Raw genomic sequence first — 24264 nt, 5'->3', positions numbered from 1 at the left:
AGGGCAGCCTACCCTAAATGGTTGGTTTGATGGGGATCGGTGGGTGTCAGCCTCGGCGCGCCAACCGGTCGGCACGCCACAGCAGGGCGGCGGCAACCAGACCACCCACCAGGACAGCGACCGCGCCCACCGTCTGACCGGTCCGCAACGCCTCGGCGAAGGCGGTTGTCACCGCTTCCCGATCCCTGCCGGCGGCGGCCAACGTGGCCGGGAACGAGCCGGCGCCGGCCAGCGCAGCCGGCAGCAACGCGCCGAACCGGGCGTTGAGCACCGCGCCCAGCACCGCCACCCCCAAACTGCTGCCGACCTCGGTCATGGTGCCGTCCACACCGGCCCCGGCACCAGCCTTGTGGGTGGGGATCGCGCTCATCACCGCCTCCACGATGGCCGGGTTCGCCAGCGCGCATCCCGTACCCATGACCAGCAGCCCTGCCAGCAACGTGCCGTAGCCCTCCGACGGACCGTGCGTGACCAGCGCAAGACCGCCGGCCAGCAGGGTCATGCCGACCGCGATGGCAGCCGGCAGTCCGAGCCGACGGATCACCAGCGCGGCCACGCCGCCGACGTTGAGCGCCACAATGGACAACGCGAACGGCGTCATCCGCAACCCCGCCTCCCAGGCCGGGTAGCCGCGGACGAACTGAAGCTGCTGGGTGAGCAGAAACAGCGCCCCGGTCGCGCCGAACGTGATCAGCACGACGCCGCAGACCGCGCCGACGAAGCGGCGGTCCCGGAAGAAGTGCATGTCCAGCATCGGGTCGGCGCACCGCCGTTCCCAGCCGACGAACAGCACCAGCAGCAGCACTCCTGCCGTGCCCGCGCCGAGCACCGGCGCCGACGCCCATCCGCGCTCGGGACCGGAGATGATCGCCCAGACGATCGCGGTCAGGCCGGCGGTGGACGACGTCACCCCGCCGAGGTCGAGACGGCCGGCGGTCGGATCCCGCGATTCCGGGACCAGTATCCGGCCGGCGAGCAGACAGACCACCACGATCGGGACGTTCAACAGGAAGATCGCACCCCAGGGCAGGTGAGCCAGGACGAGTCCGCCGATCGGCGGCCCGGCGGCGAAGCCCAGCGCACTGGTGGCCGCCCAGATGCCGATCGCCCGGGACCGCTCGGCGGCGTCGAAGACCTGCATGGCAACGGCCAGGGTGGCGGTGGCGAGCAGCGCACCACCCACTCCCATGCCGGCACGAGCGGCGATCAACTGCTCGGCAGTGCGGGCTAGCCCGGCCGCCGTCGAGCCGAGACCGAACAGCACCAGCCCGGCCAGCAGCGTCCGTCGCCGCCCGTACCGGTCGGCGGCGCTGCCGGCACTCAGCAGCAGCCCGGACAGCACCAGCGCGTACGCGTTGATCATCCACTGGACGTCGGCCGTGCCCGCGTCCAGCTCGACCGTGAGCACCGGCACGGCCACGGTCAGCACCGTGTTGTCCAGCACCACCACGAGCTGGGCCAGGCAGAGCACCGCCAGGATCAGCCAGCGGTGCGGGACGCCGGCCGGTGGCGTGGCGGCCCCGCCCGCGCTCGCGTTCGGCAGAGCGCCGGGTGCCGGGCCGACGCTCGTGGGATCGAGCGTCACGGTGTCGGCACCAGCGCCGTTCCGAGACGGGTGAGCGGTTCGGCCGAGGTGCCGGCGGCCTGCGTCGCCACAGACGCGGCGTCGGTGGCGGCGGCGCGGCCGGTGTCGGCGGGCGCGGTGCCGGTGGGGCTCCCGATGGAAATCATGCGGCTTCCCGGCGGTAGTGCGGACAGGATGCGCGGCGGCTGCAGCCTCAACTGACGAGCAAGCCTGTCCGGGGGTGAGCCGCCCGGATCGCCGGCCCTGACGGCGGGAACCGGCGCTGGTGCGTCACGCCCACCGCCACCCCGGCGGCGACAAGCACCAGCGAAGCCAGCGCAACGGCCGGGTAGCCGAACCGCTCGGCGGCGGCGAGCCCGAGCGAGGCGGCCACGAACGAGCAGACCAGCCCGAACGACGACAGCACCGTGAAGTCGGTGCCGCCACTGCCCGGCCGGGAGTAGTCCATGTTGACCGTGTAGAGCACCACGTTGGCGATCGTGTACGCGGCCAGGAAGAAGCAGAGCGCGGCGACCGTGCCACCGAGCGGCGCGCGGCCGTTCATCAGCGGCAGCAACGCCACAGTGGACAAGGCCAGAGTGACCCCGCCGGCCACCAGCACACCGGCACGCCCGAAGCGGCCGATCCCGAGACCGGCGATCAGGCCGGCTGCGATCGCCGGCACGCTGGTCACCACGCCGGTCACCACGCCGATCCGGCCCAGCGACCATCCGGCGTCCACCAGCGCGGGCGTCACCAGCGCGTACGCCATGCCGGCGCCCACGTAGACCAGCGGCACCACGCCGAAGGTCCACCACCGGCAGCCAGGCTGCCCGAACACCGACACCAGCGCCCGGTAGGCCACGCCGATGCGCACGATCCGGTCGGTGCGCTCCGGCTCCCGGAACCGCCACACCACAAGCAGCCCGATCGCGGTCAGCGCGGCCAGCAAGCCGACCGCCGCAGCCCAGCCGAAGCGGTCGTACACCAGCACGCAGGCGCCGCCGCCGAGCAGGTTACCCAGGTAGCTGGCCGCCACCTGGATGCCGTTGCCGGTGCCCCGCTCCGACGCGGCCAGCAGCCGCACCGCGACCGCGTCGACGGCGATGTCCTGGGTGGCGGAGAAGAACACGAACGCGGCGCAGATGGCGATGACCGGGCCCAGTTGGTCGGCGGGCCGGGAGAAGGGCAGCAGCGCCAGCAGGGTCAGCACCAGCGCGGCCTGGAGCACCAGCAGCCAGGAGCGGTAGTGGCCGCGGCGCCGGGAGCCGTAGCGGTCGAGGAGCGGCGCCCAGAGGAACTTGAGAGGCCAGATCAGGCCGACGACCTGCAGCAGCGCCAGCGTGTCCAGCGAGGTGCCGCCGTCGCGCAGGATCGCGGTCAGCCCGACCGTGATGAAGCCGATGCCGAGATACTGCGTGACGTAGAGCGCCGTGAGCGTCCCGAGGCGGCCCATCAAACGGCACGCCAGTACGCGAGCGCTGTGAGCTGGTGCTTGCCGACACCGAGCGTGCGCCGCAGGTGCCGGGTGATGCTGCGGGTGCTGGCCGCCTCACAAGCCACCCAGTAGTGCGCGGTCCCACCGGCGGGCAGCGCCGTGCAGACGGTGTCGACCAGGTGCCGGCCGTCGTCGCGACGGGGCACCCATGTCACGTCGTGGTGGGCGCGGGCGCGCAGAGTCAGCGCCTTCTCGCCCTCGTGGGCGTACTCCAGCCAGACCGTCGCCGGGATGTCCGCGCCCGCGTCGAGGAGGCTGTTGACCGCCGGCAGCGAGGCGGCGTCCCCGACCAGGTAAAGGTGTTCGGGCGCCGGGTCGGGCAGCGCGAACGCACTGCCCTGTACGGTCGCGTCGATGGTGTCGCCCACCCGCGCGGTGGTCGCCCAGCGGGCGGCGCAGCCCTCGTGCACGGCGAACTCGAGTGTGAACCGCCCGGTGGCCGGGTCAGGGTCGACGAGCGTGTAGGCCCGCTGGTGGGCCCGTCCGTCGTCGTCGAACCAGAGCCGGATCCACATCGTCGGGTGCGTGCCGCAGGCCGCCAGCAGCCCGCCGTCATCAAGGAGCAGGCGCTGGTAGTGCCCATCAACCGACTCGGTGCCCAGCACGGTGAGCCGGAAGTTCCGGCCCCCCATGGCCTTGAGCACCAGGCTCTCCCAGTTCCGCTTCACGAGCCCCTCCAGGTAAGGTCCACCTCAGTTAGGGAAGGGTAGCCTAAGTTGACCAATCCGGGGGAACCGCCCCGGGGGGCCGGCGGTCGACCCTCGCCGATACGGCTGCGTGCCGGCACCTCCAGCGTCCAGGGCGTCTCCGGCGCCTGGGGGCGCACGGCAGTGGCCGGGCCGACCAGGCCATCGGCGACCGGATCCCGCTGCCCACCGAACCACCGACCCCGGCACCCCGCCGAAGCCCCGAAGGAGGAGACGACCGTGATCTACCAGGAAGCGATTCCCGGCCTCGGCGACCTGACGCTGGAGCCGGTGCGCCCCGACCAGCACGCCGAGCTGCTGCACGGCTGGGTCACACTGCCCCGCAACGCGTTCTGGGGAACGGGCGGACACAGCCTCGACGACGTGCGCGAGATCTACACCTTTCTCGACGGGCTGGACACCCATCACGCGTACCTGGTCCTGCTCGACGGCGAACCGGTCGGGCTGTTCCAGACCTACCGGCCCGAGGCGGACCCGGTCGGCGAGCGCTACCCGGTCCAGCCCGGGGACATCGGGATGCACCTGCTGCTCAACCCACCCCGGCGCTACGCCCGCGGCCTCACCACCGCCGTCGGTCCGACCCTGGCCCGCTTCCTCCTGCGGGATCCCGCCGTGCGCCGCATCGTGGTCGAGCCGGACGTGCGCAACGAGGTTGCGCTGCGGCGGCTGCGAGCCGAGGGCTTCACGTTCGCCTCCGAGATCGACATGCCGGACAAGCGGGCACAACTGGCGTTCCTGACCCGCGAGCGGCTCGAAGCGCACCACCAGCCCGCCTGATCCGGCACCCCGGGCGGCTCACAGCTACATCCGCGATCTTGCACTTTCGTACCCCGCGAACCTCGCGAATGGGGCACCCGAAGGGCTCAAACTCCAAGATCGCGTGGGCTGTCCGGGGTGTCGCGCACGAGGACCGTCGCGGTGGCGGTCCGGTAGCCCGGCCCGGCCTGACCGTTCCCAGCGGCGGAAGCGCCCCGATTCCCGTCCTCGAATCGGCCACAACAGAGGTGTAGCACATTGTCGTTCGTAGTTGCATAATGTCCGCTGCACGCATGGTCACACCATCGGTTTCCGATGCAGCTACGCCGACCGAAGGGAACCACTTCCGTGAAGCAGGACCATTCACCTGTGCTGCCTGGCGACGGCGCCACGGACTATGCGCGCTACATGCGACTGGACACGTTGCTCGCCCTGCAACGGCGGCCGGAGGAGATGATTCACCGCGACGAGTTGCTCTTCCAGGTGGTGCACCAGTCCACCGAGTTGTGGCTGAAGCTCGCCGCCGCCGAGTTGACCGAGGCGGTCACCCGGCTACGCGCCGGCGAGCTGGCGGTGACCGAGTCGCTGCTGAACCGGGCGACGTTGGGGATCCGGCTGGTCACCGATCAGCTGGAGATGTTCCGGCACCTGTCCCCGGCCGACTTCCAGGCCATGCAACCGGCGCTGGGTAAGGGATCCGGGGCCGAGTCACCCGGATGGCGGCAGGTCCATGCTTTGAGCCGGCAGCTCGGCCGGGCGTTCGCCGAGCACTTGGAGGTCCGAGGATTCGAACCGGCCGCACTGGGTCGGCCGGATCCCGCCGACCCCGTCCAGCGGCTCGCCGAGGCGCTCATCGAGTGGGACGAGCGGATGTCGCTGTGGCGTACCCGGCACTACCGGGTCGCTCTGCGCGTCGGGGGACACGATCCCAGCGGCGCCGAGGCGACGATGCTCGCCAAGCTCGCCGGGTACCGGTTCTTCCCGGAACTGTGGCGGGCCCGCCTGAAGCCCTCCGACGGATCCACTGACGAATCACAGGCTTGCCAACCTTGACAATCCTCGTTCACCAGTAATTGTGAATTCCCCCTCACCCACCTGCGTGGCGACCGAAATGTCGAGGTGCGGTTTCGTGCGTGAACTGACAAGTTGGCTGTCCGGCGGCGGTGAGGCCGACCGCTTTCCGTACTCCGCGGTGCTGGCGGAGTTCCACAGGGTCGGTAAACACTTCGTCGAAAAGGAAGTGCTGGGCCTGCTCGACCATGCCCGTACGCAGCTGACGGTGCCGGCGGCCACGCGGGAACCGCACGCCCGGCTGCTGGGTGACTTCCTCGACGTCGCACTCGACAAGTGGGACGGCCGGTACGACTACCGCAGCTATCTCGCGCTGCGGCTGCTCGGGCTTCCCGACGGGGACGACGTCGCCGGCCCGTTCGGCGCCCGGCGGGACCGGGACCGGCTCCTCGTCCGCCTGGTCGCCGACGCGCTGGCCTTCGAGTTGACAGCCGCCTCGGGCGCCACCGACCTGCTGCCCGAGCAGCGTCCGAGCCGGGACGTGGTGGCCAAGCGCTACCGGCTCGGCGTACGGGCCGTGTCGCCCGCTCTCGCCCGGCTGGGCATCGCCGGGACGATCCCCGACCGGGAGGTGGCGACCCCGGACCAGATGCGGGCCGTCGCCGCCGGCACCGATCCCGCCGCGGAGTTGGTCCTGCGGCTGAGCATGCTGCCGGTCCATGTGTCGCACGACGAGTACCTGTTCATCCGGGTGCTCCAGTCGTACGAGTGCCTCTTCGCGGGAATCGCCGAGGAGTTGCGCGCCGCCGTCGCCGCACTGACCGCCGGCCACGCGGGGCGGGCGGCAGAGCGGCTGGCGTACGCCCGGAAGCAGCTCACCGCCGCCGGGCCGCTGTTCGCGCTGCTGGCGACGATGCAGCCGGAGGCGTTCCGGACGTTCCGGGAGTACACCGCCGGGGCCAGCGCCATCCAGTCCCGCTCCTACAAGCTCATGGAGGCGCTCTGCCGCACACCCGAGGCGTCGCGGTTGGACTCGGCCGCGTACCACCAGGTCCCGGAGGTACGCGACTTGGTGCACGCCGGCCAGCCGTCGATCGACGACGCGTTCCGGGCGGCGGTGCGTGACGGCCTGCTCGCCGCGCCCGACGGCGAGCGGGTCGAGGAGGAGATGCGGTCGTTCGCCGCCGCGGTACTCCAGTGGCGGCGCACGCACCATCGGCTCGCGACCCGGATGCTCGGCCCGCGGGCCGGCACCGGCTACACGGAGGGCACGCCCTATCTGGCCGCCGTCCGATCGATCCCGGTCTTCACCTCCGTCGCCTGCGAGCCCCGGCCCCTGTCCCCCGTCGAGCCGACCGGAGGCAGGCCCGCGTGAGCCCACCGCACCGGAACCCCGGCCCCGGTACGCCCGAGTGCCTCGACGCCGGCGCACACGCCGCTCTGCGCGCCGAGTTCCCCCTGCTGAGCACCGGCGTCTACCTGAACAACAACTCGACGGGCGCGGTGCCGCGAGGCGCGGAAGAGGTGCTCACCGGCTACTGGCGGACGCTGCGGAACTGGCGGGACGAGGTCTGGCAGGACTGGCACGCCGGCCTCGACCGGTACGCCGACTCCGTCGCCGCGTTCATCGGCGCGCCGGCGGGCAGCGTGGTCACCGACGCGAACCTGAGCACGTTGCTCGCCCGGGTGGCATCCTGTTTCGACTACCGTCCGCCACGGAACCGGATCGTCACCACCGATCTGGAGTATCCGACGGTGCCGTTCATCTGGAACGCATTCCGCCGGTACGGCGCCCGGCTCGACGTGGTCGGCTCGGGTGGCCCGCGGTTCGACGAGGACGCCGTCGAGGCACGGATCGACGAACGCACGCTGCTGGTGTGCATCTCACACGCCAGCTTCTCCTCGGGGGCCACCGTCGACCTGCCCCGGCTGGTGCGGCGCGCCCACGACGTCGGCGCGCTGGTGGTCGTCGATGCCTTCCAGAGCGTCGGGGTCATGCCGTTGGACGTGACGGCGCTCGGCGTCGACGTGGTTCTCGGCGGCGCGCACAAGTGGCTCTGCGGGGTCGGCACCGCCTTCCTCTACGTACGCCCGGGTCTGGTGCCGGAACTGGAGCCGGCGGCGACCGGCTGGCAGGCCGGTGACCGGGCCTTCACATTCCAGCCGTCGACAGGCTGGGCCGGCGGGGCTCGACGGTTCGCCGGCGGGACGCCGTTCCCCCTGACCTCGCTGATCTCCCAGGTCGGCCTGGATCTGCTGGCCGGGGTGGGTGCCGGCGCGATCCGGCGGCACTCGCTCGCCTGCACGCAGCGGATCCTGGACCGGGCCGCGGCGGCCGGCATCGACGTGGTCAGCCCGACCGAGCCGCACCGGCGCGGGGGCGTCGTGTGCCTGGACGTCGCCGACGGCGAGGCCGTCAAGCGGCGGCTGGTCGCGCGCGACATGGTCTGCAGCTGGCGGAGCTACCTGCGGGTCGGCCCGCACGTCTACAACACCCTCGACGAGATCGACACGTTCATGGACGCCCTGGAAGAGGAGCTGAAACGGTGAAGGTCACGCTGTCCCCACGCGCGCTGATGAGTCTGCTCGCCAATGGGCCCAAGGCCATGGACGTGTTGGAGACCGCGCTCGGCACGGGTCTGCTCGATGCCCTGGAGCCCGGGCCGGCGAGCCTCGGTGAGCTGGCCGCCCGTTTCGACGTGCGGCCCCTGCGGCTCTACAAGTTCCTCGACTGCCTGGAGAGCCTCGGTGTCGTCGAGCGCAGCGAGCCGGGTGACGACATCGCGATGACCACGTACCGTGCGGTGCCCGGCCTCCGGGACGCCGTCACGGCGGTCGTCGGCCCCGGTGCTGTCGAACGTGACCGGGACCGTTACCCCTGGCGGTTGCTGCACGGCCGACTGGCCGAGAGCCTGCGTGGCGAGGTGAGCATGAGCGACGACGACTTCGCCTGGCCCCCGAAGACCGACGAGCAGACCGCCGACTTCGAGCGCAGCATGGCCGTCGGTCTCGGTCCGGTGATCGAGACGATGCATCGCAACGCCGGCCGGCTGTGGCCGGACCGGCGCCGTCTGCTGGACGTCGGCGGTGGTGACGGCACGCTGGCCGCACGCATCCTCGACGACGCGCCGGGGCTACGGGCCGACGTGTACAACCTGCCGGCCGTGGCTCCGCTGGTGGAGGCGACCCGGACCCGGACCGGGCATGCCGACCGGCTGCGTTTCGTCGGCGGCGACTTCTTCGCCGAGCCGCTGCCCACGGGCTACGACGCGATGGCGTTCGTCCGGGTCCTGCACGACTGGCCGAACGACGTGGCCCGCCGGCTGGTCGAGAAGGCGTACGCGGCGCTCGAACCGGGCGGGCTGCTGGTGATCTGCGAGGAGTTCCGCACCCCGGACCGCCTGGCGATGCAGTTCTTCTGGAGCTACTTCCTCATCGGGGTCGACAGTTGCGTCAGCCGGCTGCGGGAGGTGGAGTTCTACACCGGTCTGCTCAAGGAGGTCGGCTTCGACCGGGTGGCCGTGCTGCCCGGCGGCTGGGAGCTGGCCTGCGGGTACAAGCCGGCGCCCGGAGCGTGATCCGCCGAGGGGCCTGATCGCTGTGGCAGCAGCCGGACCGACCAGTTCCTCGTCACCGGGATCCACGCGCACATCGGCGTCACCGCGACCGCCTGCGACTGGCGTACGTGGGCCGGCGGTGCGGCATGGTGTCGAGCACGGGGCGGGTGCGGAACTCCTCATCCGCAGCTCAGGTACGGGAGCGTAGACCCGGGGCCCCGGGAGCCGGCGCGGCAGGGGGCCGGGGGTGGGTCACGTAGCGGCTGTTAGGTTAGGCATTCCTTACTAGCTCGAAGTGGAGTACCTCAACATGCGCGTCAACCGGTTCCTCACCGGAATCGTCGCCGCCACCACCGCACTCGCACTCGCTGCCTGCGGTGGTTCGTCCGACACCGACGACACCCCCTCGGCGTCCGGCAACGCGGCGGCGTCGTTCCCGGTCACCGTCACCCACGCGTTCGGCACCACGACCATCGAGAAGAAGCCCGAGCGGGTCGCCACCGTGAACTGGGCCAACCACGAGGTGCCGCTGGCGCTCGGCATCGTCCCGGTCGGCTACGCCAAGGCGAACTTCGGCGACGAGGACGGCGACGGCCTGCTGCCCTGGGACGCCGCGAAGCTCAAGGAACTGGGCGCGGCGACGCCGGTGCTGTTCGACGAGACCGACGGCATCGACTTCGAGGCGGTGTCCAACACCAAGCCCGACGTCATCCTGGCCGCCTACTCGGGTCTGACCCGGCAGGACTACGACACCCTGACGAAGATCGCGCCGGTCGTCGCGTACCCGAAGGCTCCCTGGGCCACCTCGTGGCGCGACAGCATCAAGCTGGAGAGCCAGGCCCTCGGCCTGACCGCCGAGGGCGACGCGCTGATCGCGAAGATCGAGAAGCAGATGAAGGACGAGGCGGCGCGCTACCCGAAGCTGGCCGGCAAGTCGGTGATGTTCCTGACCCACCTCGACCCGACCGACCTCAGCAAGGTCAGCTTCTACACCACGCACGACACCCGGACCCAGTTCTTCACCGACCTGGGGATGAAGCACCCGGAGAGCATCGCGAAGGCGTCCGCGGGCACCGAGGAGTTCAGCCTCACCCAGAGCGCCGAGCAGGTCCAGAACCTCAGCGACGTGGACATCATCGTGACCTACGGTGACGCCAAGGGCACCACCCTGGCCACCCTGCAGAAGGACCCGCTGCTCTCCAAGATCCCGGCCATCAAGCGTGGCTCGTTCGTCTCGCTGCCCGGCAGCACCCCGGTCGCCACCGCCGCCAACCCGACGCCGCTCGGCGTCTCGTTCGTGCTCAAGGACTACGTCGACCTGCTCGGCAAGGCCGCCGACAAGATCTGATGACCGCCACAACCACCTCCGGGCCGGACGTCACCACTCTGCGACGCCCGGCCCGGGTGCGCCTGGGCTGGCTGCTGGCCGTCCTGGCCGTCCTCGTCCTCGTCATGCTCGCGTCGGTCGCCTTCGGCTCCCGGATCGTCGCCTGGTCCGACATCGTCGCCGCCGCCGGCGGCACCGACGACACACTCAACCAGGCGGCCGTGGTCAAGCGCATTCCGCGTACGGTGCTCGCGGCTCTCGTCGGCGCGGCGCTGGCCCTGTCCGGCGCGGTGATGCAGGGCGTCACCCGCAACCCGCTCGCCGACCCGGGCATCCTCGGCGTGAACATGGGCGCCATGCTGGCGATCGCGGTCGGCATGGTCACCGTCGGGCTCTACACCGCCACCGCGTACATCTGGGTCGCCATCGCCGGCGCGGCCGTGTCCGCCCTGTTCGTCTACGCGGTCGGCTCGCTCGGCCGCGGCGGCGCCACCCCGCTCAAGATCGCACTGGCCGGCGCGGCCACCTCCGCCGCCCTCGCGTCGCTGGTGGTGGCGGTCGTGCTGCCCCGCGGCGACATCGCCGAGAACTTCCAGTCCTGGCAGGTCGGCGGCGTCGGTGGCGCGACCTGGGAGACCATCGGCCAGGTGCTGCCGTTCCTGATCGCCGGTCTGGTCGTCTGCCTGCTCTGCGCCCGGGCGCTGAACTCGCTGGCCCTCGGCGACGAACTGGCCGCCGGCCTCGGCGAGCGCGTCGCCCTGGTCCGCGGGATCGCCGCCCTCGGCGCGGTGGTGCTGTGCGGCGCGGCCACCGCGGTCGCCGGGCCGATCGCGTTCGTCGGCCTGATCGTCCCGCACCTGTGCCGGCTGCTCGTCGGGCTCGACCACCGCTGGCTGCTGCCGTTCGTCACGCTCGTCGGCGCCGCGCTGCTGACCGCCGCGGACGTCGCCGGCCGGGTGGTGAACCGGCCCGACGAGATCGAGGCCGGCATCATCACCGCCCTGATCGGCGCCCCGTTCTTCATCTACATCGTCCGCCGGCAGAAGGTACGCGAACTGTGAGCACCATGACCCTCGATGCCGTCACCCGCGGCCGGGTCCGGCGCAGCCGGCGGCGGCAGGCCGTGCTGGCCGTCCTCGGCGTGGCGGTGGCGGCGATGGTCGTCGTCTCGCTGATGGTCGGCCAGACCTTCTACCCGCCCGGCGACGTGCTGCGGGTGGTCCTCGGCGAGACGGTGCCCGGCGCCTCGTTCACCGTCGGCGAGCTGCGGCTGCCCCGTACGGTCCTGGCCCTGGTCACCGGGTTGTGCTTCGGGATGGGCGGCGTCACCTTCCAGACCATGCTGCGCAACCCGCTGGCCAGCCCCGACATCATCGGCATCAGCGCGGCGGCGAGCGCGGCGGCGGCCCTCGGCATCATCGTGCTCGGCCTCGGCGAGACCGGCGTCTCGGTGTTCGCCATCGTCGCCGCGCTCGGCGTCGCCGTCGTCATCTACGTGCTGTCGTTCAAGGACGGGGTGGCCGGCACCCGGCTCGTCCTGATCGGCATCGGCATCGCAGCCATCCTGAACAGCGCCACGTCGTACGTCCTGAGCCAGGCGGGTCAGTGGGACCTGCAGGCCGCGACGCGCTGGCTCAACGGCAGCCTGAACGGCTCCACCTGGGACGAGACCGTTCCGGTGCTGATCGCGCTTGTGGTGTTCGGCCCGGTGCTGCTGAGTCAGGCCCGGAACCTGACGATGTTGCAGCTCGGCGACGACACCGCGGCGGCGCTGGGGACCAGGTTGGAACGTACCCGGCTGGTGTCGATCGTCGCGGCCGTCGGCCTGATCGCGTTCGCCACCTCGGCCACCGGACCGATCGCGTTCGTGGCCTTCCTGGCCGGGCCCATCGCGGCCCGGCTGGTCGGGCCCGGCGGCTCGCTGCTGGTGCCGTCCGGGCTGGTCGGCGCGCTGCTGGTGCTGGTCGCCGACTTCCTCGGCCAGTTCGCCTTCGACACCCGGTTCCCGGTCGGTGTGATCACCGGCGTGCTCGGCGCCCCGTACCTCATCTATCTGCTCGTCCGCACGAACCGCGCGGGAGGCTCGCTGTGACCACCAACCACTCACTGACTGCGGAGAGACTGACGGTCGGCTACGGCGAGCGCGTCGTCATCGAGTCGCTCGACCTGCTCGTGCCGCCCGGCCGGATCACCGCCATCGTCGGCGCCAACGCCTGCGGCAAGTCGACGCTGCTGCGGTCGATGTCGCGGCTGCTGGCACCGCGTACCGGTCATGTCCTGCTGGACGGCCGGGAGGTGCACCGGATGCCGGCCAAGGAGCTGGCCCGTACCCTCGGCCTGCTCCCCCAGTCACCGATCGCGCCGGAGGGCATCACCGTGGCCGACCTGGTCGGCCGGGGCCGGAACCCGCACCAGCGGCTCCTGTCGCGATGGCGCGCGGAGGACGACCTCGCGGTGGCCGCCGCGCTCGATGCCACCCACACCGCCGACCTGGCTGAGCGGTCGGTCGACGAGTTGTCCGGCGGGCAGCGCCAGCGGGTGTGGATCGCCATGGCGCTGGCCCAGCAGACCGACCTGCTGCTGCTCGACGAGCCGACCACGTTCCTCGACGTCAGCCACCAGGTCGAGGTGCTGGATCTGCTCACCGACCTGAACACCGATCGTGGCACCACGATCGTGATGGTGCTGCACGACCTGAACATGGCGGCCCGCTACGCGGACCACCTGATCGCGCTGGCGGACGGCGGTCTGCACGCGGCCGGCGAGCCGGCCGAGGTGCTGACCGAGGACTGTGTCCGCACGGTCTTCGGCCTGGACAGCCAGGTCATCCCCGACCCGGTTTCCGGCAAGCCGCTGATGCTGCCGATCGGCCGCCACCACGTCCGGTCCGCGGTGTCGTAGGCCGGTCGCGGCCACGGCACGGCCCAGGTCGAGGTGGAGCGGGTCACTGTCGATCAGCCGTCAGTTGTACGCTCACCCGCGCCGCGCGCCGCCAGGTGAGCCTCGAGCCGGTCGAGGGTGCTTCTCATCGCCCGCCGGTTACGGCGGGGAAACCAGCTGATGCTGATCAACAACGGCGTGCGCGCGGTCGACCAGTCGAACTCCTCGGTGACGCGTGTGCGTCCCTCAGCGGTGGGCTCGAGTCGCCAGCGCCACCGATGGCCGTTGAAGTGCCGCCACGCGATGAGTCGGTCCTCCTCGAACTCGACCACCGTGTTGAGGATGGAGTAGTCGACGCCCATGTGCATGTCCATGCCGAACTTCATGCCGAGGGCCAGCCGACGCGGGGTGCCGCGGGCGGCCAGCACCGACCCGGATCCGTCGATGAGCGGATGCTTGGCCGGGTCGGCGAGCAGGTCGAAGACTTCGCCGGGCGTGGCGGCAACGACCCGGCTCTCTCGGATGACACGGCGCATGCCCGCATGCTATCGCCGGCCGAGACCACGGGACGGCACGTGGGTCACTGCGGTATCGGTGAGTACGTGGGTCTTGCCGGTCGGAGCCGCTCAGGCCTCGGCGGCCGGTTCCACAGTGTAGTGAATGGTCTGCGCGACGATCCAGCCGTCCTCGATGATGTACGAGTCGGCGCCGTCGCGGACCCGCGCGCCCGGTGCGTCAGCGGTCCATTCCAGGAACCCGACCCGATCCTCGATCAGCACGGTCGTGTAGGTGAAGTGGGCATCCGGTAGCTCCGCGCTCAGCCACTGCGCCAACGTGCGCACCCCGGCGTGCCCCCGGAACACTCCCCTACGCTCGAGGACAAGGCAGCCCGGCGACACGTTGCGCTCGATGTCCTCGGCGAACCGGCCCTCGTTCGACAGGCGCAGATGCTCGTCGAGCACCTCGCGTGCCGAGCGCGCCCGCAAATGCTCGGTCATTCACCGCAGCCTCTCGTGCATGGACGACTCACTTCATCATCCAACGCCGAGCGGGCGCTGGTCGCCGAACACGGATCCTCGACGGGCGGTCGCGACCCTGCCGGTGGCGTGGGGGCGACTCGGGGTCGGTTTCCGCCACCGTTCGCGCGGCCGGTCGGCCCTTGCGCCGATTCTGGTTGGCGGTGCCCCCGCAGTCCCAGAGCTGGAGCCTCGCGCCGTCGTTGCCGTTGCGGTCCTTGATGTCGACGCACTTGCCGGCCTGGAGGTTGACCAGGTCTCCGGCCGCGTTCAGGGTGAACTGCTGGGCGCCGGTCCCGTTGCAGGTGTAGAGCTGCACCGCGGCCCCGTTCGCGGTGGACCCGGCGTCGACGTCCATGCACCTGTTGTTCTGGCTCTTGAGCGCCGTGCCGCTGAACGTCCAGTGCCGCCGGTGGTGTTGGTGACCGGTGACCGGTAGCAACGCCGGCCCGACCGCGTGAGCGGGGCGCGGCGACGACGGCGTCCGCGAGCCGTTTGTTGATGCGGCCGGGGCACCGGCCGCTCCCGGAGACCAAACGGGCATCCGAGCCCGTGAAACGGTCACCCATTTTGCCCGATCCTGCCAGCTTGGCGCAGATCGGTAGCGCCCATTCGGGCACCCAAACGGGCACCGAACCACAGGTATTGCCGTTCTCGCGCTCCGCCACTGAGGTGCCGACGGTGTTACAAAGTGAGGCATCGATGGCGGAGGTGACCCGATGGGCACAGCGGACCGTAGGCAGCAGATCCTCGCCGTCGCCCGCGACAACGGCTCCGTCGACGTGCACGAGCTGGCCACGGAGTTCACCGTCGCGCAGGAGACGATCAGGCGGGACCTCACCTGGCTCGAACAGCAGGGTCTCGTCCGCCGCACCCACGGCGGCGCCTATCCGGTCGAGACGGCCCGGTTCGAGACCACACTCGCGGCCCGCACCACCCGGATGATCCCGGAGAAACGCCGGATCGCCGGTGCCGCCGCCCGGCTACTCGGCGACGCCGAGACGATCTACGTCGACGAGGGCTACACCCCGCAGCTGATCGCGGAGACGCTGCCGACCGACCGGGCCTTGACGGTGGTGACGGCATCGCTGCCGACTGCGGCGATGCTAGCCGCGAATCCCGCCGTCACCGTGCTGCTGCTCGGCGGCCGGGTCCGCGGGCAGACCCAGGCGACCGTCGACCACTGGGCCACCACGATGCTCGCCGGATTCGTCATCGACCTCGCCTTCCTCGGCGCGAACGGGATCAGCCGGCAGCACGGGCTCACCACGCCGGACCCGGCCGTCGGAGCCGTCAAGGCGAAGGCCGTTGCGGTCTCCCGACGGGTGGTGTTCTCCGGCATACACACCAAGTTCGGCGTGAGCAGCTTCTTCCGCTTCGCCGGAGTCAAGGACGTCCACACCATCGTCACCGATGCGGCGCTGCCGGCGTCGGAGGCACACCGCTACTCGCTACTCGGTCCCGTGGTGCACCGCGTCTGACCGGACCGACCCACCTTCCGCCCGCCCGACACCACCACCCGACCGGAGGTATCGCCGTGTCCCGAACACCACCACCCAGCCGTCGGCGCCCCCTCGTCGCCGCCGTCCTCGCCGGCGCTCTGCTCGCCTCCTCCGCCTGCTCGGGAGCGGGCGGAGGCTCGTCCTCCGGAGCGGGCGGGGGCAAGAGCATCACGGTGCTGATGGTGGGCAACCCGCAGATGGAGGACCTGGCGAAGGTCACAGCGGACAACTTCACCAAGAAGACCGGCATCACCGTGCGCTTCACGATCCTTCCGGAGAACGAGCTGCGCGACAAGGTCACCCAGGACGTCGCCACTCAGGGTGGGCAGTACGACGTCGCAACCATCGGCGCGTACGAGGCGCCGATCTGGGCCAGGAACGGCTGGCTGCACGAGCTGAGCTCGTACGCCGACGCCGACGGGAGCTACGACCGGGGCGACCTGCTCAAGCCGATGGTCACATCGCTGTCCGGCGAGGACGGCAAGCTCTACGCGGCGCCGTTCTACGGCGAATCGTCGTTCCTCATGTACAACAAGGAGTTGTTCGCCGCCAAGGGGCTGACCATGCCGGAGCGGCCGACGTGGCAGCAGGTCGCGCAGTTCGCCGCACGGCTCGACGACGACCGGGCCGGGGTCTCCGGGATCTGCCTGCGTGGCCTGCCCGGCTGGGGTGAGCTGTTCGCGCCGCTGACCACCGTGGTCAACACCTTCGGTGGCACCTGGTTCGAGAAGGACTGGACCCCGAAGCTCACCTCGCCCGAGTTCACCGCCGCCACGAAGTTCTACGTCGACCTGGTCCGGACGCACGGCCAGCCCGGCGCGCCGCAGGCCGGCTTCACCGAGTGCCTGAACACCTTCGGTCAGGGCAAGGCCGCGATGTGGTACGACGCGACCTCGGCGGCGGGCACGCTGGAGGACAAGGCGTCGAGCAAGGTGGCCGGCAAGGTCGGTTATGCCTTCGCTCCGGTCTACCGGACCAAGTCCTCCGGCTGGCTCTGGGCCTGGGCGCTGGCGATGCCGAAGACCACCAAGAACGCCGACGCCGCCTGGCAGTTCATGTCCTGGGCCACCGGCAAGGAGTACGAGAAGCTGGTCGGCTCCTCCCTCGGCTGGTCCCGGGTACCGGCCGGCAAGCGGCAGTCCACCTACGCCATTGCGGAGTACCGCCAGTCCGCAACGGCGTTCGCCGACCTCACCCTGAGGTCGATCGAGGAGGCGGACCCGGCGAATCCCGGGGTCCAGCCCCGGCCGGCGCTCGGCGTGCAGTTCGTCGGCATACCCGAGTTCGCCGACCTGGGCACCAAGGTCTCGCAGGAGGTGTCGGCGTCGATCGCCGGCGGCATCACCGTCGAAAAGGCGCTCGCCGACGGCCAGCGGCTCGCCGAGTCCGTCGCGAAGGAATACCGGTAGCCACCGGGGCGGCCGGCCGTGACCGGCCGCCCCGCCTCCGCACCCGAGGTGCCCGATGACGCACACCAGCACCGCCACCAGCCCACCCCTGTCCCGGCCCGCCCGGCGGCCGGCCGCCCCCGGCGGCCTCGCCGGCTGGGCCCGCCGCGCCCCGCTGCTGCCCGCGCTGATCTTCGCGATCGTGGTGACCCAGGTGCCGTTCCTGGTCACGCTCTATCTGTCGACCCTCGACTGGAACGCCCTGCGCCCCGGCAAACGGACCTTCGTCGGGCTGGCCAACTACGGGCAGGTGCTCACCGACACCCGGCTGCGGGCCGCGCTGCTGAACACCGTGGTCCTGACCGCCGGCTCGGTCGTCGCCGCCGTCGTGCTCGGCCTGGCCCTGGCCGTGTTGCTCGACCGGCGCTTCCCCGGCCGGGGCATCGTGCGGACCCTGCTGATCACCCCATTCCTGGTGATGCCGATGGCCGCGGCGCTGCTGTGGAAGCACGCCATCTACAACCCCGCGTACGGCCTCATCAACGGGTTGCTCGGCGGCAGCACCGACTGGGTCTCCCAATACCCGATGCTGGCGGTCACGACCACCCTGGTCTGGCAGTGGACGCCGTTCATGATGCTCATCATCCTGGCCGGCCTGCAGAGCCAGTCCCCGGAGACGATCGAGGCCGCCCGTGTCGACGGCGCCGGTCCGTGGCAGGTGTTCGTCCGGATCACGCTGCCCTACCTGCGCCCGTACCTCGAACTGGGCGCGCTCCTCGGCTCGATCTACCTGGTACAGACCTTCGACGCGGTCTTCACCATCACCCAGGGTGGTCCGGGCACCGCGACCACCAACCTGCCGTACGAGATCTACCTGACCACCTTCCGGAAGTTCGAGTACGGCGAGGCCGCCGCGGCCGGCGTGGTGGTCGTGATCGGCACCATCCTCGTCGCCACCTTCGCGCTGCGAGTGATCTCCAGCCTCTTCCGGATGGAGGATGCCCGATGACGCCGGTACGACCGGAGCAGGTGCACGCGGGCGGGCCGGCGCCGCGGGCTCGGCGCCGCCGCCGTGCGGACCGGGGCGGCCCGGCTTGGACGGCCGTGGCGTGGCTGGCCGGGCTGCTGTTCTTCCTGCCGGTGCTCTGGATGGTGCTGACCGGCTTCAAGCGCGAGGCCGATGCCGCGAGCAATCCGCCGGCCTGGCTGTTCACTCCCGTGTTCGACGGCTACCGGCAGGTCTTCGACCGGGAACTCACCCCGTACCTGCTCAACTCGCTGATGGCCGGCGTCGTCTCGACGCTACTGGTGCTGCTGCTGGCCACCCCGGCCGCGTACGCGCTGTCGATCCGGCCCGTCACCAGGTGGCGCGATGTGCTCTTCTTCTTCATCAGCACCAAGATGCTGCCCGCCGTGGCCGCGCTGCTGCCGGTCTACCTGCTGGTGAAGCAGCTCGGCCTGCTCGACAACATCTGGGCGATGATCATCCTCTACACCTCGATGAACCTGCCGCTGGCCGTCTGGATGATGCGCTCGTTCCTGCTGGAGGTACCCACCGCCCTGATCGAGGCGGCCGCCATGGACGGCGCGAGCCTGACCACCACGATCCGGCGGATCCTGCTGCCCATCGTGGCGCCCGGCCTCGCCGCGACCGCGCTGATCTGCTTCATCTTCAGCTGGAACGAATTCTTCTTCGCCGTCAATCTCACCGCCACCCGGGCCGGCACGTCGCCGATCTTCCTGGTGGGCTTCGTCACCTCCGAAGGGCTGTTCCTCGCCCGGCTCTGTGCGGCCGCGACGCTGGTGTCGCTGCCCGTCGTCCTGGCCGGCTGGATCGCCCAGAAGCAACTCGTCCGAGGACTATCCATGGGAGCGGTCAAGTGAAGGCAGCCGTCATCGTCACCCCCGGCCACATCGCGCTGGAATCCGTGCCCGACCCCACTCCCGGCCCCCGCGACGTGGTGGTGCAGGTGCAGGGGTGCGGGATCTGCGGAACCGACCTGCACATCCTGGACGGTGAGTTCGCCCCGGCGTATCCCCTCGTGCCCGGGCACGAGTTCGCCGGCACAGTGGTCGCGGCCGGCCGCGACGTCACCGAGGTCCGCGTCGGCGACCCGGTCGCCGTCGACCCCTCGCTGCACTGCGGCGAGTGCCACCAGTGCCGCCGGGGCCGGGGAAACCTCTGCGAACGGTGGAACGCCATCGGTGTCACAGTCGCCGGCGGCGCCGCGGAGTTCGCCCTGGCACCGGTGCGGAACTGCTTCCGGCTGCCCGACGGCGTACGTCCCGCCGACGCTGCGCTGATCGAGCCGCTGTCCTGCGCCGTGCGTGGCTTCGACGTGCTGCCCCGGCGGCTCGGTGACCACTATCTGATCTATGGCGCCGGCACCATGGGACTGATGATGCTCGAACTGGCCAAACGGTGCGGCGCCGCTACCGTGAGCGTGCTCGATCCGAACCCCGACCGGCTCGCCACCGCCGTGCGGTTGGGCTGCTCGGCCTCCGCCGCCGCCGCCGACGAACTCGACCGGCCCGCCGGCTGGGACGTGGTGATCGACTGCACCGGAGTGGCCGCCGCCATCGACGACGGGCTGCGGCGCGTCGCCCCCGGCGGGACCTTCCTCCAGTTCGGCGTCGCCGAGCAGGCGGCCCGCGCCACCATCGAGCCCTACCGCGTCTACAACAAGGAGATCAGCATCACCGGCTCCATGGCCGTGCTGCACAGCTTCGACCGGGCCGGCGAACTGTTCAGCGCCGGCGTCCTCGACCCCGAGGTCTTCATCAGTCACCGCTATCCCCTGGACAGCTACGCCGACGCCATCGGTCAGTTCCGCGCCGGCGTCGGTCGGAAGGTCCAGGTCTGCGCCTGACCCACCGCGTCGTCGGGGTCGCCGGCCGGAGACACGGCGACGGGCACGGCGGGGACCGCGCGCATGGCGTGAGCGGCCGAGGGAACTCACGTCCTCTGTCCGAAACTCTCCCTGACCACGGCGCTGGCTTCCCGGTCGTCCTGACCGAGGCTGGTGAGCAGGTCCGTGGCTACGGTCCGCACCTGCGCGACGACCACGCTGCCGGAGAACCCCACTCCCTCGGCGTATGCCTGCCCGGCCCGCTCCACCGCCTTACGCATCAGCCGCGCGGACCGATTCGTGGAGTGTCGCCACTCCGCCTCGATCTGCAGGTGGGCGAGGCCGTCGCCGACTGTGTGCACCGCGACCGGCAACTCGCGCGGCATCGGCTCGCCGTCGCGCACCGCGGTGGCCGCCCGCCGCAACAGCTCCTGGGTGCCGTGGATGGCCTGGGTAAGGTACTGCGCGCCGCGCCGGTAATGCTCGAACGCCGCCCGTTGGTGCCAGCGGATCGGTGACACGGCCACCGCCTCCTGGGCGCCGGAGATGGCGTCGTTGAGCAGCCCGAGCTGGGGTTCGATGCCGTGCAGCGCGTCGCGCGCCCGGCTCACCCGGTCGGCGTCGCCGGCGGACATCCCCTCCGCCGCCTCATCCAGTTGCTCGATCAGGATCGCGAAGACCGGACGCGCGGCCCGCTGGACGATCCGCAGCGGGTTCGCCGGCAGCGCGGCCACCACCAGCACGGCGGCCAGCCCGCCGACGACGGCGTCGACGATCCGGGGTACGGCCAGGTTGCGTTGCGTCGGGGTGATCGCGGCGATCAGCACCGCGGTTCCGCCGGCCTGCGTCACGATCTGTCCGCCTCGGCTCAGTGTGAGGCCCACGAGGATGGCCAGAGCCACGACGACGCCGGTCTGCCAGGGACCAGTGCCGATGAAGGAGATCAACGCCTCGCCGACAACGATCCCGGCCAGCACCCCGAGCAACAGCTCGATGGTCCGGCGGGTACGCCGCCCGATCGCGGCGGCGATCGTGCCGACAGCGGCACTGGGCGCGAAGATCGGTGCCTCATGGCCCAGCACCTCGTGCGCCGCCGTCCAGGCCAGCATGGCGGCCACTCCGGCCTGCACCGCAAGAATCGAGTACAGCTCCAGCGTCCGGCGCCGCCTTCCCCAACCGATCCGGCGGCTGATCCCGCCGGCCACCCAGGCCACAGCCCGAACCACCGAGTTGCCCGCGTGGCGCGCCCTGCCGCCGGATCCGCTTGCCGCTGTCACGCGACGTACTACCCGCGCCGAACCGGCGTCATTCGTCCGGCCCGGCGTCGAACGTGACCGTGGATCGGGCGGTAGAGCCTCCTTCCACCCAGATGTCGAGATTCGTGCCGTCCGGCACCCACCTGCGAGGGCCGTCCATTCATGATCGGAAGCACGGTCGGGGAAGCCGGGGTCACCGGGCGACCATGATCCACTGTAGTGGTGTCGACTGTGGATCGGACTGGTTCATGAAACGCATGTTGTCGATGCTGACGGCGCTGGTGACTGTCGCGGCGGGCCTGGCTGCCGGCGCCCCCGCCGCCCAGGCGGCCGGCTCCTGCCCGGGGACCGTTGTTGTTGTTGATCACCACCTTGACCGGCAGGTCGTGCCGGACCGCGGTGAGGAACTCGGCCACCAGCATGGCGGAGCGGCCGTCGCCGACGAACGCGATCACCTGCCGGCCCGAATTCCCGGCCTGATCCGCGACGGTGAGCGGATCGTCCTCGCCAACGGTGGCCGATCAGCCGGCGCAGGTTGCGGGTGACCGGGCGGGGCCCGGTTTCTCCGATCGCGCCCTGGCCGCGGCCAGGGACAATACGCTGGTGGCATGCGCCGGGTACGCGTGCTCGCCGAGCGGACCCCGGCCGGGCGGGAACGGTACGTCGACTTCCTTCGGGCGCTGGCGATCGGTCTGGTGGTGCTGGGCCATTGGACGGTCACCGTCATCACCTACGACGGATCCGGGAACCTGACCGGTTTCTCGGCGCTGGTCGACCTGAGATGGGCCAGGCCCGTCACCTGGCTGTTCCAGGTGATCCCGGTGTTCTTCCTGGTCGGCGGGTTCGCCAACGCCGCCTCGCTGACCAGCAGCCGGTCGCGGGGGCAGACCGCCACGCAGTGGCTGCTCGACCGGAGCGGCCGGCTGGTCCGTCCCACCACTGTCTTGCTGCTCGTCCTGGCGACGGGCAGCCTCGTGGGGCGGCTCGCCGGCGGGGACGCGGCCGAGATCCGGACGGTCGTGGGGTTCGCCACCATTCCGCTATGGTTCCTCAGCGCCTACATCGCCGTGGTGGCCCTCACCCCGGTCATGCACTCGCTGCACCGGCGCGCCGGGTTCGTCGTGCCCCTGACGCTGCTGGCTCTCGTGGCCGTCGGCGACGCCGGCCGCCTGAGCGGCCACGGCCCGCTGTCCGGCGGGAACTTCCTCTTCGGCTGGCTCGCCATCCACCAGATCGGCTTCGCCTGGTACGACTCGTACGCCGCCGACCGGCCCGGATCCACGACGGGGGGCGAGCGCCTGCGGGGACTGCTGGGCCGGCGGATGCCGATGGGACGCCGGAGCGCCGTGCTGTTCCTCCTGTCGGGTTCCGCCGCCCTGGTGCTCCTCACCATCGCCGGCCCCTACCCGGTCAGCATGATCACCGTTCCGGGTGAGCGGCTCGACAACTCCTCGCCACCCAGCCTGGCGCTGCTCGCCCTGGCCACCGTCCAACTCGGACTGATCCTGCTGTGCCGCCGCCCCGCCGAACGGCTGCTTCGGCGGCCCCGCCCGTGGCGGGTGGTGGTCGCGGTGAACGCCGTCGTGCTCACCGTCTTCCTGTGGCACCTCAGCGCCGTGGTGGTGCTCGCCGGTGCCCTGAATCTCGCGCACTGGCTGCCGCCGTCGTCGGTCGGCACCGGAGCCTGGTGGGCGTGGCGGGTGCCCTGGTTGCTGGCGTTGACGGTGATCCTGGCGGGCCTGGTCGCGATCTTCGGACCGATCGAGGCCCGCGCCGGCCGCCGGAGTGGCGACCGGCGACCCGGCCGGGCCGGCGGGCGGCTCACGCCGACCCACCGCACGGTTCTGACCGCCGTCGGCTATGCCTGCCTGGTGGCCGGCCTTCTGATCAACAGCATGGTGCGGATGTCCGCGCCCGAGCCGCTGGGCCTGCCGCCCGCCGCGCTGGCGGCCTATCTGGCCGGCGCGGGCGTCCTGCGGTTACTCAGGTCGTCCCCCGGACGGCCCGCCCCGTCGGCGTAGTGCACGTGATCGAGGCGGGAACGGGTACCCGACGCCGACCACCTCTCCCACCTGGTGAACCGGAGGATCGACATGCGGCCGTTGACGGGAGCCGCGGCGGTCGCCGTCTTGGGGGTCGCCGGGCACGCACTCCCGGCCGTGACCGCCCACCCGGCGGTACGACGCCGGTTCTGGCCGCGTCTGTCCGGAGTGGGTCCGGTCACCCACGTCGCGCTGACCTTCGACGACGGACCCGACCGCACCTCCACCCCGTTGTTCCTGCGCCTGCTGGAACAGACGGGTGTGCGGGCGACCTTCTTCGTGCTCGGCAGCATGCTCGACCGGGATCCGGGACTCGGCCGGGAACTGGCCGCAGCCGGGCACGAGGTCTCGGTACACGGTTGGACGCACCGGAACCTGCTGTGGCGGTCACCCACCGCCACCTACGCCGACATCGCGCGGGCCCGGGACCGGATCGCCGGTGTGACAGGCCACCCGCCGGTCTGGTACCGGCCGCCGTACGGGGTGCTGACAACGGCCGCGTTGCTGGCCTGCCGGCGGCTGGACCTGACTCCGCGGCTCTGGACCGCCTGGGGTCGGGACTGGGAGGCCACCCGGCCACCGGAGCTGATCTGGCAGACGATCACCAAGGATCTCCACGGCGGTGGGACCGTTCTGCTGCACGACTCCGACTGTGCGTCCACTCCCGGCGCCTGGCGGGGGACGCTGGCCATCCTGCCACGCCTCATCGAGTGGGCTGAGGAGCGGAACCTGGCGATCGGGACGCTCAGCGCACACCGCACCACCGGTGCCGAGGCGGGGCGCTGGGCGTGAGGGGTGCGGCGTTCACCGCTGGCGGTGTCCGTCCGCTCTGGTCGAGCGGGCGGAAGCGGCCAGCCACACGCCAACCCCGACCAGGACGGCCGCCAGGACGAGTCCGACGACACGTATCG

At 71.2% G+C, this 24264-nt stretch carries 24 protein-coding genes and 1 pseudogene; 16 read left to right on the top strand and 9 right to left on the bottom strand.

Going from position 1 to position 24264, the window contains the following annotated elements:
• Positions 1-46: 46 nt before the first annotated feature.
• From O7622_RS16670 to O7622_RS16655, 4 genes are read right to left on the bottom strand one after another with little or no spacing between them, the layout of a single operon-like run.
• Positions 47-1543: an MFS transporter gene (locus O7622_RS16670; RefSeq protein ID WP_282314157.1), complete on the bottom strand. Its 1497-nt coding sequence runs from the start codon at positions 1541-1543 to the stop codon at positions 47-49.
• A 38-nt stretch (positions 1544-1581) separates the two neighbouring features.
• Positions 1582-1731 carry a hypothetical protein gene (locus O7622_RS16665; RefSeq protein WP_282309088.1) on the bottom strand — a complete coding sequence of 50 codons (150 nt, stop codon included), beginning with the start codon at positions 1729-1731 and terminating at the stop codon, positions 1582-1584.
• Positions 1732-1778: 47 nt separating this feature from the next.
• A complete protein-coding gene (locus tag O7622_RS16660) occupies positions 1779-3020 on the bottom strand; it encodes an MFS transporter (protein WP_282309087.1) in 1242 nt (413 codons plus the stop codon).
• Complete coding sequence (locus tag O7622_RS16655) at positions 3020-3730, bottom strand: siderophore-interacting protein (RefSeq protein WP_282309086.1); 711 nt, start codon at positions 3728-3730, stop codon at positions 3020-3022. Before O7622_RS16655 ends, O7622_RS16660 begins: the two co-directional genes overlap by 1 nt.
• Positions 3731-3988: 258 nt before the next feature.
• On the opposite strand from O7622_RS16655, the gene O7622_RS16650 reads away from it, so the two are divergent.
• From O7622_RS16650 to O7622_RS16610, 9 genes are all read left to right on the top strand, one after another.
• The gene (locus O7622_RS16650; protein ID WP_282309085.1) at positions 3989-4546 is read left to right on the top strand and encodes a GNAT family N-acetyltransferase; all 558 of its coding nucleotides are present in this window, start codon (positions 3989-3991) and stop codon (positions 4544-4546) included.
• 327 nt (positions 4547-4873) lie between these two features.
• Entirely contained in the window at positions 4874-5578 is a 705-nt protein-coding gene (locus O7622_RS16645) for a tryptophan 2,3-dioxygenase family protein (RefSeq protein ID WP_348774031.1), read from the top strand.
• A gap of 76 nt (positions 5579-5654) precedes the next feature.
• Positions 5655-6911, top strand: a complete 1257-nt coding sequence (locus O7622_RS16640) for a tryptophan 2,3-dioxygenase family protein (RefSeq protein WP_282309083.1) — start codon at positions 5655-5657, stop codon at positions 6909-6911.
• The gene (locus tag O7622_RS16635; protein ID WP_282309082.1) at positions 6908-8086 is read left to right on the top strand and encodes an aminotransferase class V-fold PLP-dependent enzyme; all 1179 of its coding nucleotides are present in this window, start codon (positions 6908-6910) and stop codon (positions 8084-8086) included. The genes O7622_RS16640 and O7622_RS16635 overlap by 4 nt, the downstream gene beginning before the upstream one ends.
• Positions 8083-9114 carry a methyltransferase gene (locus tag O7622_RS16630; RefSeq protein ID WP_282309081.1) on the top strand — a complete coding sequence of 344 codons (1032 nt, stop codon included), beginning with the start codon at positions 8083-8085 and terminating at the stop codon, positions 9112-9114. Before O7622_RS16635 ends, O7622_RS16630 begins: the two co-directional genes overlap by 4 nt.
• Before the next feature lie 274 nt (positions 9115-9388).
• Positions 9389-10441, top strand: a complete 1053-nt coding sequence (locus O7622_RS16625; protein ID WP_282309080.1) for an iron-siderophore ABC transporter substrate-binding protein — start codon at positions 9389-9391, stop codon at positions 10439-10441.
• Positions 10441-11481, top strand: a complete 1041-nt coding sequence (locus tag O7622_RS16620; protein ID WP_282309079.1) for an iron ABC transporter permease — start codon at positions 10441-10443, stop codon at positions 11479-11481. The genes O7622_RS16625 and O7622_RS16620 overlap by 1 nt, the downstream gene beginning before the upstream one ends.
• A gap of 5 nt (positions 11482-11486) precedes the next feature.
• On the top strand, positions 11487-12512 hold the full coding sequence (locus tag O7622_RS16615) for an iron chelate uptake ABC transporter family permease subunit (RefSeq protein ID WP_282314156.1): 1026 nt from the start codon (positions 11487-11489) through the stop codon (positions 12510-12512).
• A complete protein-coding gene (locus tag O7622_RS16610; RefSeq protein ID WP_282309078.1) occupies positions 12509-13321 on the top strand; it encodes an ABC transporter ATP-binding protein in 813 nt (270 codons plus the stop codon). The genes O7622_RS16615 and O7622_RS16610 overlap by 4 nt, the downstream gene beginning before the upstream one ends.
• 53 nt (positions 13322-13374) lie before the next feature.
• Here O7622_RS16610 and O7622_RS16605 read toward each other — a convergent pair whose 3' ends face one another.
• From O7622_RS16605 to O7622_RS16595, 3 genes and pseudogenes are all read right to left on the bottom strand, one after another.
• Positions 13375-13836 (bottom strand): SRPBCC family protein, encoded by a 462-nt coding sequence (locus O7622_RS16605; protein ID WP_282309077.1) that lies wholly within the window; start codon positions 13834-13836, stop codon positions 13375-13377.
• Positions 13837-13926: 90 nt separating this feature from the next.
• Complete coding sequence (locus O7622_RS16600; protein WP_282309076.1) at positions 13927-14298, bottom strand: nuclear transport factor 2 family protein; 372 nt, start codon at positions 14296-14298, stop codon at positions 13927-13929.
• 157 nt (positions 14299-14455) lie between these two features.
• Positions 14456-14731: pseudogene (locus O7622_RS16595) on the bottom strand (RICIN domain-containing protein); the annotation flags it as partial.
• A gap of 304 nt (positions 14732-15035) precedes the next feature.
• Between O7622_RS16595 and O7622_RS16590 the strand changes: the two are divergent.
• The 5 genes from O7622_RS16590 to O7622_RS16570 are packed head-to-tail and all read left to right on the top strand — an operon-like array spanning position 15036 to position 20076.
• Complete coding sequence (locus O7622_RS16590) at positions 15036-15797, top strand: DeoR/GlpR family DNA-binding transcription regulator (RefSeq protein ID WP_282309075.1); 762 nt, start codon at positions 15036-15038, stop codon at positions 15795-15797.
• Between the two features lie 56 nt (positions 15798-15853).
• Positions 15854-17227, top strand: coding sequence for a sugar ABC transporter substrate-binding protein (locus tag O7622_RS16585; protein ID WP_282309074.1), 1374 nt, complete (start codon positions 15854-15856; stop codon positions 17225-17227).
• Between the two features lie 55 nt (positions 17228-17282).
• The gene (locus O7622_RS16580) at positions 17283-18215 is read left to right on the top strand and encodes a sugar ABC transporter permease (protein ID WP_282309073.1); all 933 of its coding nucleotides are present in this window, start codon (positions 17283-17285) and stop codon (positions 18213-18215) included.
• Positions 18212-19090 (top strand): carbohydrate ABC transporter permease, encoded by an 879-nt coding sequence (locus tag O7622_RS16575; protein WP_282309072.1) that lies wholly within the window; start codon positions 18212-18214, stop codon positions 19088-19090. The genes O7622_RS16580 and O7622_RS16575 overlap by 4 nt, the downstream gene beginning before the upstream one ends.
• Positions 19087-20076, top strand: a complete 990-nt coding sequence (locus tag O7622_RS16570) for a zinc-dependent alcohol dehydrogenase family protein (protein ID WP_282309071.1) — start codon at positions 19087-19089, stop codon at positions 20074-20076. The genes O7622_RS16575 and O7622_RS16570 overlap by 4 nt, the downstream gene beginning before the upstream one ends.
• Positions 20077-20162: 86 nt before the next feature.
• Here O7622_RS16570 and O7622_RS16565 read toward each other — a convergent pair whose 3' ends face one another.
• Both O7622_RS16565 and O7622_RS16560 read right to left on the bottom strand, forming a co-directional pair.
• Positions 20163-21269, bottom strand: coding sequence for an FUSC family protein (locus tag O7622_RS16565; RefSeq protein WP_282309070.1), 1107 nt, complete (start codon positions 21267-21269; stop codon positions 20163-20165).
• Between the two features lie 71 nt (positions 21270-21340).
• Positions 21341-21733: a hypothetical protein gene (locus O7622_RS16560; RefSeq protein ID WP_282314155.1), complete on the bottom strand. Its 393-nt coding sequence runs from the start codon at positions 21731-21733 to the stop codon at positions 21341-21343.
• A 186-nt stretch (positions 21734-21919) separates the two neighbouring features.
• Here O7622_RS16560 and O7622_RS16555 point away from each other — a divergent pair, with 186 nt between their 5' ends.
• Together O7622_RS16555 and O7622_RS16550 are read left to right on the top strand one after the other, a co-directional pair.
• A complete protein-coding gene (locus tag O7622_RS16555; protein ID WP_282309069.1) occupies positions 21920-23332 on the top strand; it encodes an acyltransferase in 1413 nt (470 codons plus the stop codon).
• An 81-nt stretch (positions 23333-23413) separates the two neighbouring features.
• Entirely contained in the window at positions 23414-24145 is a 732-nt protein-coding gene (locus tag O7622_RS16550; protein WP_348774080.1) for a polysaccharide deacetylase family protein, read from the top strand.
• Positions 24146-24264: the final 119 nt, after the last annotated feature.

Source organism: Micromonospora sp. WMMD1076 (assembly GCF_029581475.1).
GTDB classification, from domain to species: Bacteria; Actinomycetota; Actinomycetes; order Mycobacteriales; family Micromonosporaceae; genus Micromonospora; species Micromonospora aurantiaca.
The sequence above is the reverse complement of the archived record's forward strand: the minus strand, read 5'-3'. Positions and strand labels throughout refer to the sequence as shown.

Coding starts and splice junctions, on each gene's coding strand:
- O7622_RS16665 (WP_282309088.1), bottom strand. CDS start 1,731: ATGATTTCCATCGGGAGCCCCACCGGCACCGCGCCCGCCGACACCGGC.
- O7622_RS16660 (WP_282309087.1), bottom strand. CDS start 3,020: ATGGGCCGCCTCGGGACGCTCACGGCGCTCTACGTCACGCAGTATCTC.
- O7622_RS16620 (WP_282309079.1), top strand. CDS start 10,441: ATGACCGCCACAACCACCTCCGGGCCGGACGTCACCACTCTGCGACGC.
- O7622_RS16615 (WP_282314156.1), top strand. CDS start 11,487: ATGACCCTCGATGCCGTCACCCGCGGCCGGGTCCGGCGCAGCCGGCGG.
- O7622_RS16605 (WP_282309077.1), bottom strand. CDS start 13,836: ATGCGCCGTGTCATCCGAGAGAGCCGGGTCGTTGCCGCCACGCCCGGC.
- O7622_RS16600 (WP_282309076.1), bottom strand. CDS start 14,298: ATGACCGAGCATTTGCGGGCGCGCTCGGCACGCGAGGTGCTCGACGAG.
- O7622_RS16590 (WP_282309075.1), top strand. CDS start 15,036: ATGGGCACAGCGGACCGTAGGCAGCAGATCCTCGCCGTCGCCCGCGAC.
- O7622_RS16580 (WP_282309073.1), top strand. CDS start 17,283: ATGACGCACACCAGCACCGCCACCAGCCCACCCCTGTCCCGGCCCGCC.
- O7622_RS16575 (WP_282309072.1), top strand. CDS start 18,212: ATGACGCCGGTACGACCGGAGCAGGTGCACGCGGGCGGGCCGGCGCCG.
- O7622_RS16560 (WP_282314155.1), bottom strand. CDS start 21,733: ATGCTGGTGGCCGAGTTCCTCACCGCGGTCCGGCACGACCTGCCGGTC.
- O7622_RS16555 (WP_282309069.1), top strand. CDS start 21,920: ATGCGCCGGGTACGCGTGCTCGCCGAGCGGACCCCGGCCGGGCGGGAA.